Source organism: Vibrio sp. QJM3NY_35, from assembly GCF_057785915.1.
Window position 1 is genome coordinate 1,091,467 of record NZ_CM173508.1, and the last position, 13,530, is coordinate 1,104,996.

Sequence of the window (13,530 nt, forward strand, 5' to 3'; positions counted from 1 at the left end):
CTTGAGGGGACTTTTTGCGTTCCTTTCTTTATCAATGGCTAACAGCTAACAGCTAACAGCTAACAGCAAGTGAGTGACTCGCTACTCGTTTTCTGTTTGCTTTGAAGCGTTGGATGTCTTGCCTTGCTTCAACCAGTTGTCGAGTACATGTTGCAGCGCATCCAATGAAGTTGGCTTTTCTAGGCGACCATCCATTAACTTGCTGATCATGTCGAGTTCGCGTTGCCCCGATTCGCCAGATAGAGCAATGATTGGCGTATTGGGTGAGCGTGCCTTGATGATCTGGCTTGCGTCAAAGCCGTTCATGACTGGCATCTGTACATCCATCAAGATCAAATCAACTTGATGAGTTCTAAACAGTTCAACCGCATTCTCGCCGTTTTTAGCTTGTAAGCTATTTACGCCAAGTCGACTCAGGTACATCTGAACAAGCGTGCGTTGTACCTCTTTGTCATCGACGATAAGCACGGTTGGAGCCAAATGGTTCTCTGGGGCTAGCGTACTTGTTGGCTCTGAACTTTGCGTTTCCGCTTGGTTATCTGGCTTAACTTCTACGTTGGATTTGTTTCCAGTTGTGGTTTGATTGCTTTTCCAATCATTGAAGTAAGGCGTACGAAGTGCGTCTGCTTTGGGTGCATTGGGCACCACCGGGAAGTACAGGTGGAACTCAGTAAACTCCCCAAGTTTAGAGTGGCACTCAACTCGGCCGCCAAATGAACGCATTACACGTTGGCAATAACCGAGCCCTAGGCCGCTACCACCGCTTTTTTGGTAAGAGAAGAAGTCATCAAAAATCTTATGTGCAATGGCTTCGTCAATGCCTGGGCCAGTATCTCGGAATATCAGAACGTTCTCATAAGGTCCTGTGTTGGTACTGATCTCAATTTGGCTTTCTGGGTAAGAATCAAAGTAATAAATTGCATTGCGTATCAAGTTGAAAATGACGAAGTTGAATAAGGTTTCATTCAGCTTTGCTACAAAATCAGCGTGTTGTGGTAGCCGAATTCGTTCAATGATCTTTTCGTTCTCAAAACCATAATGACTCACTGCCTGATCTACGGCTTTGTGAATTGAGGTCATGGTGACGGGGCCATGCTCAGGGGAGCTATCGCTGACCTCACGCAAGATGATATCAATCAGTTGTCGACCACGTTGGATCGCAGCTTGTCCGTTCTCGATATCAAGTAGGATCTGTTTCGCTGGCGCTCGATTATCGATGTGCTGTTTGAGTACTTCGAAATGCAGTTGCACTTGAGCAAGCGGATTACGCATCTCATGGGCAATGGAGTTAGCCAGAGCTCGGCTTTGGCGAATGCGTCTATCCGCTTCGATGGTACTTTGCACACGAGTTAACAAGGTTTGCAGTGCAGAGATCTCTTCGTTAGAGAACATCTTATCGTTGCTCTTGTGTGACGAGACCAATAAGTGTGTGACCGATTTCCCCTGACCAAATAAAGGCATCACCAAAGCGGTGTCGTTTGAGCTCATCTTGTCATACAGGGCTTTTATCGAGCGCTTGGCTGGTGCGGTGTAATCAAGCTCCTGAGACAGTTCATCGAACACTAAAACGGACTTGTTGGTAGACAGATAATCTTCGTAGAAGGTTTCGTTGTAGTTGCTGTTCACCAGACGCAACTTGTCTTCGGGAATCTGCAATAGGCTGCCTAATCGACGCATGGCATCATCAATCGACAGCTTGAAATCGTCTTCTAGTGAGAGGATCTGTTGTACTGGCGTTTTCTTGTTTCCGTAGACAAAGAAGGAGGCGTAGTGGCTTACGCGTTTGTAGAGAACATGCCAAGTGATGCCGATAATCGCACAGATTGGGATAGCAACGAGCCATTGACTGTCATCTGTCAGCGGGATAAATATCGCGCCAAAAGGGATCACCAAAATAGCACAGACCAACAGCGCATTTAGGCTCATGTACGCAAGGTATTTCACGCTGAAGAAGCGCGAGGTCAGTAGGGCATAGCCAACGAACAACATTTCACTTATCGACAAAGCTGGTGGCAACCAAGTGAGCGAGAAATCACGTAAGAAGTAGGTCATGCCTAGGTGGATTGTCGCAGTAGACAGCATGAAGACTAAAATGCCTGCGATCATGTAGTTGGTTTTAGCTAAGGTCAGCTTGCTGCTGTTGGTGCGCATGGCCATCAGGTTGAGCAGTGTCAGGATAACAAAGCTAATCATTCCAATGAAGAAGTACGGCGTATGCGGGCCAAACTCAATCACGAACTGGCTTGGGCCTGCAATGGTGACGTGTTCAACGGTTAACCCCGGACTTAAATTGATAAAGAAGGAGTAGACGGTCAGGGTGACGAAAATGGCTTGTTGCCACACATGAACCTTACCATTACGTTGTTCAGCGGCGAGCTTACACGAGAAGTAATAGGCAAAGGCAAACGCAAAGAAAGAAGCGAGGTTGGCAAACTTTGCGGCGAACACGGCGGCCGAGGCTCCAAGTTCCGGTAATAAGTCGGTATGGAAATAAGCGTTACTGCTGATCCACGCAACAATGCAGATCGAATACGCGATGTAAGGGGCATGGTGTGTCCCTGCGATCACTTCGTTCTTCTGTTTCAGGCGATAGCAGTAATAGAACAACCACATGACAACCACAGCCACGGTTGCAAGCAGGGTGATTGCTTTTGCATAGATGATCGCCTCAAGGCCGAAATCAAACATGTTCATCCTTTTTTGCCGAGCTAGTTTTTCCTGCCGAGCGCAACTTTTCTAATGACTTTCTACTCTCTCGCACTGCGCGTTTGTAGCTCCGAAAATCGACATTATTGAACGCTTTTACCATCAATTCGAAATTCCAAAAGCCACGGTAAATGGTGGTGCCGTCATCGTTCATTTCGCAATACCCAGCATGGAAGTATGCATTGGAATCAATGGTTTGATAAAACTGAAGCATGAAAGGTTGTTCAATGATGGTGAAACCAATTTTGTAGCCAACTTGATGTAAGACGCTCATCAGCTCTTTTTGAGCGAGATAGAGGAAGTAGAGTTTTTGTTGGGTATTTCCACTGACGGTTAAGCGCAGAACTTCACATATGGCTCGAGATTCGGATAGTTGTAACTGAAACTGATTATCGAATTTTGGCAGAGAATCACATTTTGACAATATCGGTGGGGTGAATAGCTGTAACCCTGAAAGTGAATCGTAACCATGATTTGGTAAGCAGTATTGCCATTGCTCATTGCTGAACGGCGGTGCGTAACTTAGCCAAGTGTCCTTCTTAGACCAGTCTTGAATCAGCGCAGAGGAAACCAGTGTCGGAAAGGCTTCATCGACTGGATGTTTGAGCAGAATAAAATGCTTACCTGCCTGAGAAAGGTGTAATAAAGGCAGCATCTCAAACCATTTTTCACCCTTGATGAAAACCTCAAGGTTGCTTAAAGCAATGGCATCGCAGATTGGCATTCCTTGTGGGTGACTCGGTGTCTGTACCAAAAGTGGCTCATGCTCTATCTGTTCGATGACCGCACCGTAATAAGCACTGTCATTGATAGGGAGGTCGACATGAGAAATGGAGCTTGAATTTAATGGAGATTTTACTTTGATCGCAGCAATTTCACACTCACACCAGAAATCTAGCCAATGCATATAGCACTGACCTACGGCCTGCTCTAGAAGAGCAATCTCTGCAGATAGTGTATTTGGATAGCGCAGAATCAGATCGCGGTAGTCCATCACCTCAAACAATACAGAGTAGCTTTTGTTGTGATGTTCTGGGAAAAGCAATGCTAACTGGCTTCTACGATATTCAGTCACGTTTTGAAAAAGCTCAGTGCGCTGTTGTGGCTGATAAGTGCTGATGACGAGCTCGATAAGCGCGTGTTGTTTCTTTTCGATAGCCAGACTGCTAGCCAACAGTGAGACTAAAGACGACGTTAATTTCATGTTTAACCTAGCCTAGGTTTATATAATTATTTTTATTAGATTTGCACTCGTTAACCAAACACGAATTGTTATTAAGTTATTTGATATAAAGCTACCTTGTTGAGATTGAGTAACTCTAATTGTGTCTATTGTTTTTTTAAAACAAGTTGCATAATAGAACGCAAGTTTACTACTTGCACAACCCCTTAACAACAGAACATTTACTAGTTTATAAGTTGCTAAATTAGAATATTCTCAACCACTTAGAGCCTAACCTTGATCCGAGTCTGACCAGTATCAATTGAGCATAATCCTTTGAATTTATAAATTAACGTAAAATATCTATTTTTTGAACCAAGCTCATAAATCATACGCAACTGAATTCACCTTGTTAATCGTAAGGAATATAACGGCGAGCCGAAATATATAATTAACTAATGAGTTTTGTATGTCTCATAACCGTTTATTTCCACGTCACCGTTTGGCTCTCGCTTGCATGCTGGCCAGTGTTTCCAGCTTCTCCTTTGCTCAAAGTCAGTGTGAGGTGCTTGATCTTCAGCAGGCGTCTGACCTTGCTCTCGCTGTCTCATCTGCAGATAACAGTTGCTATAGCGCTTGGTTCTCTGCTCAAGAGAGTTCGTTAAGCAATATCTATAGCGAAGCGAGCCTAAGCCGTATTCAAGTAGCATTGAATTTAGAAATCGCTCGCTACCGAGGTAATGCTGAACAGGCTCGTAAACTTGAAAACCTTGGCGAATTTGTCCGCGCCGCTTATTACGTTCGCTATAACGCGCGAGCGCAGGACTTTTCCGAGGCGTTAAGCCAGCGCTTCGCTCAATCTATTAATGCTTTTCTGGCGAACCCTAGTGCATTCGATCAAGGCCATGAGCAAGTTGGGGCAATGAAAAGCCTGACGCTGATGGTCGATAATGTTAAGCAACTTCCACTGACCATGGATGCGCAACTTGCGGCATTTAATCACTTTAACCGTGAAACCGCGCTGGATTCACAATGGGTCGATGGTCTTAATAATCTGTTTCGAGCAATGGCAGGGCATGCCGTTCGAGATGACTTCTACGATTACATGGCAAATCACACCCAACACATTGATACGCTGGCGACTTTTGCACGTGATAACACGTGGGCATTGGATACGGATGCGAGCTTTCTGGTTTATAACGCCGTGCGTGAAACAGGCCGTTTGTTAGCCAGTCCGGATCAAGCGACCAAAGACAAAGCGATGCGGGTTATGCAGCAAATAATGGCGCAAAATCCACTGGGCAGCGAGCACGATAAGCTATGGCTAGCGGCCGTTGAAATGATGAGTTACTTCGCACCAGAAGGCTTGAATGGGTTAGACCTAGAGCAAGCGAAACACGACTTGGCAACACGTGTACTTCCTAATCGCTATGAGTGCCAAGGACCTGCGATTATTCGCTCTCAAGATCTTACGGAGTCACAAGCGATGGAGGCGTGTGATGTGTTGGCTGCCAAAGAGGCCGACTTCCACCAAGTCGTGAATACGGGTCAACAACCTGTCGCTGATGATAACAACGAGCGAGTAGAAGTCGCGGTGTTTGGCAGCAAAGGCAGTTACATTGATTATTCATCGTTCTTGTTTGGCAATACCACAGACAATGGCGGGCAGTATTTAGAGGGTAATCCAGCAGAAGTCGGTAATGTGGCGCGTTTCGTGGCTTATCGCTACGCCAATGGTGATGAGCTTTCTATTCTCAATTTAGAGCATGAATACACTCACTATCTTGATGCACGCTTTAACCAATACGGCTCATTCAACGACAACCTAGCACATGGTTATGTGGTGTGGTGGTTAGAAGGCTTTGCCGAATTTATGCATTACAAACAAGGCTACGATGCGGCGATAAACTTGATTAGCAGCGGGAAGATGAGTCTGTCGGATGTGCTTGCGACCACTTACTCCCATGACTCCAATCGTATATATCGCTGGGGATACTTGGCGGTACGCTTCATGCTGGAAGAGCATCCTCAAGAGGTGCAAGGTTTATTGGCATTGTCTCGCACTGGCCAATTTTCCGAATGGGCACAACAAGTAAAAGTGCTAGGGCAGCAATACAATGGTGAGTTTGAGCGTTGGTTAGACTCGGTTTCAAGTGTACCCACAGAGCCTACAGAACCAACTGATCCCACTGAACCGACAGATCCTACGCAACCAACAGACCAAGCCATAGTGCTTGCAGCAAACCAAAGTGTGTTGTTGAGTGGCGAGGCGTATAGTGAGCAGTTGTTCTATGTTGATATTCCAGAGAACACGACGCATTTTGAAGCGTCTATTGAGGGGCAAACTCAAGGTGATGCTGACCTCTACATGAGCTACAACAAACCTGCACATTACTACGATTTTGAATTCAGCCAATACGGTAATGGAAGCAATGAAGTGGTGACGTTTGAACAAGAACCTTCGGGTTACATCAAGTCGGGTCGTTACTACATGAGTGTTACGGGGCGTACCGATTTTAATGAGGTGTCGCTAACGGCATCGGTAGTCACAGAAACGCCAACGCCTCCAACTCAACAGCAAGATGATTTAACGCCTGTGGTATTGGAGTCCGGTCAGGCTCAAGTGCTTACCGTTCACCAACAACGTTATGCCGCTGTCTATGTACCAGAAGGTGTACAAGAAGTGCGAGTGTGGCTCAACGATAAGAGAGACAATGCGGAAAATGAACAGTCGAATGCGGGTAACGTTGATCTGTTCGCTAGTCATTCATACTGGCCAACAGCAGGGCAGCATGACTATGCGTCTGATTACCATGGTAGCAATGAGTACCTGCAAATTCCTGTAACAGAAGAAGGCTATATACACTTCTTACTGAGTGCAGAGCAGCAAGGGGATGATGTCGAGATGTTGGTGTATTTTCACTAACAGAACAAGCGTTAGGTAATTGGCATTAAAAAATAGGTATTGCCCTCAACTGCATTAACGACAACGTCACCAAACTAAATGGTTAAATATCAATAAAGTAGACGGATAAAAGCCGGGCATCAGTGTCTGGCTTTGTTTTTCTGACAATCTTCTGTGTTTATAGAGTAGTTACACCATAATCTCTGATGAAGTGATGACATTCGAGGTTTAAGCTTGTCTGCATATGAAACATCATTGCGAGTAACCTATCGCGAGTGATAGAGGTAGAGATAAATTATGAAGAAAGTACTATTGGTAACCATATTTAGTGTCGCTGCGTTAGCAGGGTGCAGTCAGAAATCTTCGGTTCCAGAACAAGCACAAGAGACTACGAATCCGATCTGTAGCACTAAGAACCTGACGGGTGGTTGGTCGCAAAGTGAGATTACACCAGAAGCTAAGCAAGCTTTAAACGCAGTTCTTGGTCAAATGAACACTTCAGCTGAGCTCAAACAGATCTTGAGTGTTCGAACTCAGGTTGTCGCGGGTTTGAATTACGCTATTGAGTTTGAAATGGATAATGGTGAAGTGTGGAACACCATCGTTTACCGTTCTCTACAAGGTGACATCGAAATGACGCAACCTGCACAGAAAGGTCTTCTGTGCTCATAATCTAGATGTGCTTGTATCTTGTGGGATAGGCTGATAGCAAATAAAAATGGCTCCGTATTGGGAGCCATTTTTGTTTCTAAGAAGATTGATTTATTGAACGATTTCAGTCGGCCAGCTCGGGCTCAGCTAATTCCTGAACACAAGCTCGGCTGATGTCTTCATCAATATAAGCCATTCCCAGCTTGTTCAAGTAATCCATACGATCAGCAGTGCGAAGCTCAATATCAGGGCCTGCGATGTTGTTCTCTTGATAAACCTTAGCCATGTGAGCCATGAATTGCTCGCCCACACTCATCATTAACAGGCTCATTGCGCCTACGTCCGGTCTTACTTTAGCACGTTGCTTTTCCGATAGGTTTACCGCTAATACGATAGGTTGTTCTTCACCTTCGAAGCGAACGCCTCGCTCACGAACGGTTTGTTGAGCCCAGTAGTACGCCAGTTCTTTGCTCTGGGTCAGAAACACTGGTTCAACTGATTCGGTGTAGTTGTTACCAATGGTCGCCATGGTTTTTGAAGCTGCTTCGTTGAGCGCTTTGTCACCAGAGCGTTTTAGGCCTTGGCCTTGAATAGAAGCCAATAAAGCGGAAGATGTGCCGTGATACCAAGTATCACCCGTCGCGAAACCATTCTCTGATAACAGTGTTTTTGCATCTTGTAGGTGTGTAGGTATTGAAGTCATAGGCACTCTCAAAAAAAAGAATCTCAACAAATAGGAATCTGAACAAATATGTATACAGTTAGCTTAAACAGAAGTTGTTCGGTTAACCGTGGTGTGGAACACAAATCTGAGGCTTTGAGATAAAGCTGGCAGTACAAGCTTTATCTCAAAGCCTTCCCCCGGATCTTACCTAAGTAAGAGAGAAGGACGGGGGAGGCTTTAGCGTTAGCGATTAATCAAATTGGTTCGATGTATTCGCTTCACCTGCAGCTTTTAGTGCGTTCTCACCAGCAAAGTACTCTTTGTGGTCATCACCCATATCTGAACCAGACATGTTTTGGTGTTTAACACATGCGATGCCTTGGCGGATTTCTTTACGTTGAACATTCGCAACATAACCCAACATGCCTTGGTCGCCGAAGTACTCTTTCGCTAGGTTGTCAGTAGACAGCGCAGCAGTGTGGTAAGTCGGTAGCGTAATCAAGTGGTGGAAAATACCCGCTTCACGTGATGCGTCTGCTTGGAATGTACGGATCTTCTCGTCAGCGCTTGCAGACAGTTCAGTTTCATCGTATTCCGCGCTCATTAGGCTTGCACGGTCGTAAGCCGAAACATCTTTACCTTCTGCTACCATCGCATCGTAAGCTTGCTGACGGAAGTTTAGCGTCCAGTTGAATGATGGAGAGTTGTTGTAAACCAGTTTCGCATTAGGGTGTACTTCACGTACGCCGTCCATCATCTCTTTGATTTGACCGATGTGTGGCTTCTCAGTCTCAATCCAAAGTAGGTCAGCACCTGCATTGATAGCTTCGATACAGTCAAATACACAACGATCTTCACCAGTACCTTGGCGGAATTGGTATAAACCTGAAGGTAGACGCTTAGGTCGAACTAGCTTGCCGTCACGGTTGAAGCAAACATCGCCTTCAGCCATATCAGCCACATCAATCTCTTCAACATCTAGGTATGAGTTGTAGATGTCACCTTGGTCGCCCGGCTCTTTCACTACTGCGATTTCTTTTGTTAAACCTGCGCCTTGTGAATCGGTACGAGCAACAATGATGCCGTTGTCGATGCCTAGTTCAAGGAAGGCGTAACGAAGTGCGCGAAGTTTTGCGTGGAAGTCAGCATGTGGAACCGTTACTTTGCCGTCTTGGTGACCGCATTGCTTCTCATCGGCAACTTGGTTTTCAATTTGTAGACAACATGCGCCCGCTTCAATCATCTGCTTAGCCATTAGGTAGGTCGCTTCTGCGTTACCGAAACCTGCATCGATATCTGCAATGATTGGCACCACGTGTGTTACGTGATTGTCGATTTTGTCTTGGATAAGGTCTTGTTGGTTAACATCGCCCGCTTCACGTGCAGCGTCTAGCTCACGGAATAAACCACCCAGTTCACGTGCATCAGCTTGGCGCAGGAATGTGTATAGTTCTTCTACTAGGCCTGCAACCGATGTTTTTTCATGCATTGATTGGTCTGGAAGTGGACCAAAGTCTGAGCGAAGTGCAGCAACCATCCAACCAGAAAGGTATAGGTAGCGGCGATCTGTCTTGCCATCAAAGTGCTTCTTAATAGAAATCAGCTTTTGTTGACCGATAAAACCATGCCAGCAACCTAAAGACTGAGTGTATTGAGAGCTGTCTTTATCGTAAGCCTCCATATCCGCACGCATGATATCTGCCGTGTATTGCGCGATATCTAGACCTGTTTTGAATTTGTTTTGAGCTCGCATACGAGCAGCAGATTCAGGGTTAATTGCATCCCATGGAGCACCAGCAGCGCTTTTTGCAACTTCAATCATTTCGATATCTTGTGTAATTTGCGACATAACTATTCCTTAGTTTCACGTGGACATGTTGGCCAATTTGGCGAGGTCATTTGATTTGGATTAAATCTAACCATGGACAAATAATAATCATGTATGTGATAATTTTGTTAATTTATAGTTATTATATTCGGTATTTTTCTTATGAATATTGCTCGTATAGACCTTAATTTACTTGTGTATTTAGACATGTTGCTACGTGAAAGAAACGTTACACGAGCAGCAAATCAATTGGGTATTACTCAGCCAGCGATGAGTAATGGCCTTCGCCGATTGCGTGACCTGTTTGAAGATCCGCTATTAGTAAGAACAAGTGAAGGGATGATACCGACCGAGCGCGCGCATAAGTTGCAGCCACTGATTCGAAACATCTTGGCGAATGTAGAGAAGACACTGCAGCCGACCACAGAGTTTAATGCAGAAGACAGTGAACGCGTGTTTCGTATCATGGCGAGTGACTATGCAGAGTCGACCATTATTCAACCTCTTCTGAAAAGGCTAAGTGAGATCGCACCGAAAATACGACTGGATATCATGACGCCAAGTGACGTGAGTTATCAGGATGTAGAGCAAGGTACCGTTGATATAATTATCAACCGATTTGACGATATTCCTCAGTCTTTTCACCAGATGAGCCTTTGGCACGACGGGTTTTCTTGTCTATTTAGTTGTGACAACCCGATAGCCGACAATTTCGATATTTTGTCTTATTTAAAGGCGCAACATATTTGGGTAAGTAAGACGGGTATGGGAACGGGAGTGGGGATCAACCCAAGCGAAGCACAAAAGCTCGGTTGGATAGATGAGGCATTAATGCGCATTGGTAAAACCCGTAACATCACGGTGTTTACGCGACACTACTTGTCGGCGATTCTCTTCGCACAACAGAAGAACCTGATCCTGACTATTCCTACCAAAGCAGCTCAACTGCAGCGCAATAACCCTAGATTGTTGATCAAGCCTGCGCCATTTGCGATTGAACCCTTTGAGGTGAAGATGGCGTGGAGTCCATTGTTACAAACCAATCCAGACCATCAGTGGATGCGTCGTTTGATTAAAAGTGTCGCTAACGAAATCGAGAGTGGAGTGACGGAATAACACAGTTTGTAGGGTATTTTTTATATGAATATTCAATATAACCGTCATAAATTAGCTAAATTCATGTCCGTTAAGTAAGTTTAAATAAGTAAAGTAAATTTGAGCTAGTCACGAGAATTTATTGAGTAGCCATCAATTAGTTTGAGAGAGATTTTATGAGCAGTCGTATTCAACAGGGAAGCTTGAACATTGATAGCACCCTCTACCAATTAATTAATGAGCAGGTGATTCCTGGAACAGGCATTGTCGCTGAAGACTTTTGGCAATCATTTGCAACCATTCTTGAAGATTTGGCTCCAAAAAATCGCGCATTACTTATCAAGCGTGAAGATCTTCAACATCAAATTGACGTTTGGCACCAAGAGCGTGCTGGGCAAACGCTAGATCCTGTGGAGTACAAACAGTTCTTACAGCAGATCGGTTATTTGGTTCCTGAAGGTGATGACTTTCAAGTGACGACAGCGAGCGTAGAACCTGAGATCGCAACACAAGCAGGGCCGCAGCTTGTGGTGCCAATCATGAACGCACGTTTTGCACTTAACGCAGCCAATGCGCGTTGGGGCAGCCTATATGATGCGCTCTACGGAACGGACGTGATCAGTGAAAGTGATGGCGCGGAAAAGGGTGGAAGCTTTAACCCTGCTCGTGGCGCTAAAGTTGTGACTTATGCTCGTGAGTTCCTTGATGACGCAGCGCCATTAAACGGTGTATCTCATAAAGACGTCACCAAATACAGCATCAGTAACGCTAGCGTCGGCAATAAGCTGATAGCGACACTCGATAACGGTGAAGAAGTCACTCTCATAGATAGCAACCAGTTCATTGGCTATCAAGGTGACGCAAGTTCACCTTCGTGCATTCTTCTTAAACACAATAACCTTCATATCGAAATTCAAATCGACCCGAGTGCGCCGATTGGCAGCGTCGATGTGGCGGGTATTAAAGATGTACTGGTGGAATCGGCACTGACCACGATTATGGATTGCGAAGATTCGGTTGCTGCGGTTGACGGTGAAGACAAAGCATTGGCTTACCGAAACTGGTTAGGTTTAATGAAGGGTGACCTTCAAGAGTCGCTAGAGAAAAACGGTAAAACCATTGTTCGTAATCTTAACCCCGATCGGCAATACACCAGTGTGACGGGTGGTGAAATCTCACTTAAAGGTCGCAGCATGTTGTTCATACGCAATGTGGGCCACCTAATGACTAACCCTGCGATTATTGATGCTGAAGGTAATGAAGTGCCTGAAGGTATCATGGATGGCATGGTTACCTCGCTCATCGCGATGCATGATTTAAAGGGTAATAGCCCTTACCAAAACTCGACCGCGAACAGCATCAACATCGTAAAACCTAAGATGCATGGCCCTGAAGAAGTAGCGTTTACTAATGAATTGTTTGGCCGCATTGAAGATGCATTAGGGCTAGATCGATTCACGATCAAAGTCGGCATCATGGACGAAGAGCGTCGTACTTCGGTTAACCTTAAAGAATGTATTCGTGCAGCTAAAGATCGTGTTGTGTTTATCAACACAGGTTTCCTAGACCGTACCGGTGATGAGATTCACACCAGCATGGAAGCGGGCCCATTTGCGCCTAAAACACAGCTGAAAACCATGACTTGGATTGGCGCATACGAAGATCAAAACGTTGATCTTGGCTTAGCTTGTGGCCTGCAAGGTAAAGCCCAGATTGGTAAAGGTATGTGGCCAGAGCCAGACAACATGGCGAAGATGATGGATGCGAAAATCGGACATCCACAAGCGGGTGCTAATACTGCTTGGGTTCCTTCTCCAACCGCCGCGACTTTGCATGCGCTGCACTATCACAAGGTGAGTGTACCAAGCCGTCAGAAAGAGCTTCGTGAGCGTGTGAGAGCGAACGTTGACGATATTCTGACTATCCCGTTACTAGGTAATCAAAAGCTGACTGCTAAAGATATCCAAAATGAATTGGATAACAATACGCAAGGTATTCTTGGTTACGTAGTTCGTTGGATTGACCAAGGTGTAGGTTGTTCGAAGGTGCCTGATATCAACGATGTAGGATTAATGGAAGACCGCGCAACGCTGCGTATTTCAAGCCAACACATTGCTAACTGGTTACGTCACGGTATTTGCGAGGAAGCCCAGGTAATGAAAACCATGAAGCGCATGGCAGCCGTGGTTGATGAGCAAAATGCTGGGGATCCAAGCTACCAAAACATGGCGCCTGATTTCGAAAACAGCATTGCGTTTTCCGCAGCGTGTCAGTTGGTATTTGAAGGCTGTGCTCAGCCTAGTGGTTATACCGAGCCAGTGTTACACGCGATGCGTTTAAAGTTGAAAGCGCAGAGTACTTGAGTCGGAAAGTGCTAAATCGCAGATAAGCGAAAGCACAAAAAGCCTAAATGACTGAAATAGCAAAGTGGTCTAATAATAAAAACAGAGAAAGAAAAATACTAAAAAAAGAAACCCCCTTTAACCGAGCCCAAGGTGCCGCGCTTTATAGCGCGGCTT

At 45.3% G+C, this 13,530-nt stretch carries 8 protein-coding genes; 4 read left to right on the top strand and 4 right to left on the bottom strand.

Features of this window, described 5'->3' with window-relative positions; all coding sequences use genetic code 11:
• Positions 1-81: 81 nt before the first annotated feature.
• Positions 82-2,688, bottom strand: coding sequence for a quorum-sensing autoinducer 1 sensor kinase/phosphatase LuxN (gene luxN, locus AC3CH3_RS20270; protein WP_488538240.1), 2,607 nt, complete (start codon positions 2,686-2,688; stop codon positions 82-84).
• Positions 2,681-3,910, bottom strand: coding sequence for an acyl-homoserine-lactone synthase (locus AC3CH3_RS20275; RefSeq protein WP_488538241.1), 1,230 nt, complete (start codon positions 3,908-3,910; stop codon positions 2,681-2,683). Before AC3CH3_RS20275 ends, luxN begins: the two co-directional genes overlap by 8 nt.
• Before the next feature lie 427 nt (positions 3,911-4,337).
• Here AC3CH3_RS20275 and AC3CH3_RS20280 point away from each other — a divergent pair, with 427 nt between their 5' ends.
• Positions 4,338-6,794: a M9 family metallopeptidase gene (locus tag AC3CH3_RS20280; protein WP_488538242.1), complete on the top strand. Its 2,457-nt coding sequence runs from the start codon at positions 4,338-4,340 to the stop codon at positions 6,792-6,794.
• A 276-nt stretch (positions 6,795-7,070) separates the two neighbouring features.
• Entirely contained in the window at positions 7,071-7,445 is a 375-nt protein-coding gene (locus AC3CH3_RS20285) for a cystatin domain-containing protein (protein ID WP_488538243.1), read from the top strand.
• Positions 7,446-7,548: 103 nt separating this feature from the next.
• Here the strand turns inward: AC3CH3_RS20285 and AC3CH3_RS20290 are convergent, their stop codons facing one another.
• Positions 7,549-8,127: a hypothetical protein gene (locus AC3CH3_RS20290; protein ID WP_029405644.1), complete on the bottom strand. Its 579-nt coding sequence runs from the start codon at positions 8,125-8,127 to the stop codon at positions 7,549-7,551.
• A 211-nt stretch (positions 8,128-8,338) separates the two neighbouring features.
• Positions 8,339-9,937 (bottom strand): isocitrate lyase, encoded by a 1,599-nt coding sequence (locus AC3CH3_RS20295; protein ID WP_488538244.1) that lies wholly within the window; start codon positions 9,935-9,937, stop codon positions 8,339-8,341.
• A gap of 141 nt (positions 9,938-10,078) precedes the next feature.
• Here AC3CH3_RS20295 and AC3CH3_RS20300 point away from each other — a divergent pair, with 141 nt between their 5' ends.
• The gene (locus AC3CH3_RS20300) at positions 10,079-11,032 is read left to right on the top strand and encodes a LysR family transcriptional regulator (protein WP_012600244.1); all 954 of its coding nucleotides are present in this window, start codon (positions 10,079-10,081) and stop codon (positions 11,030-11,032) included.
• Positions 11,033-11,187: 155 nt separating this feature from the next.
• Entirely contained in the window at positions 11,188-13,374 is a 2,187-nt protein-coding gene (locus AC3CH3_RS20305) for a malate synthase G (RefSeq protein ID WP_488538245.1), read from the top strand.
• Positions 13,375-13,530 lie beyond the last annotated feature (156 nt).

What these genes read in the sequence shown, in the direction of transcription:
- AC3CH3_RS20295 (WP_488538244.1), bottom strand. Translation starts at nt 9,937, where the DNA reads ATGTCGCAAATTACACAAGATATCGAAATGATTGAAGTTGCAAAAAGC.
- AC3CH3_RS20285 (WP_488538243.1), top strand. Translation starts at nt 7,071, where the DNA reads ATGAAGAAAGTACTATTGGTAACCATATTTAGTGTCGCTGCGTTAGCA.
- AC3CH3_RS20280 (WP_488538242.1), top strand. Translation starts at nt 4,338, where the DNA reads ATGTCTCATAACCGTTTATTTCCACGTCACCGTTTGGCTCTCGCTTGC.
- AC3CH3_RS20290 (WP_029405644.1), bottom strand. Translation starts at nt 8,127, where the DNA reads ATGACTTCAATACCTACACACCTACAAGATGCAAAAACACTGTTATCA.
- AC3CH3_RS20300 (WP_012600244.1), top strand. Translation starts at nt 10,079, where the DNA reads ATGAATATTGCTCGTATAGACCTTAATTTACTTGTGTATTTAGACATG.
- AC3CH3_RS20305 (WP_488538245.1), top strand. Translation starts at nt 11,188, where the DNA reads ATGAGCAGTCGTATTCAACAGGGAAGCTTGAACATTGATAGCACCCTC.
- luxN (WP_488538240.1), bottom strand. Translation starts at nt 2,688, where the DNA reads ATGTTTGATTTCGGCCTTGAGGCGATCATCTATGCAAAAGCAATCACC.
- AC3CH3_RS20275 (WP_488538241.1), bottom strand. Translation starts at nt 3,910, where the DNA reads ATGAAATTAACGTCGTCTTTAGTCTCACTGTTGGCTAGCAGTCTGGCT.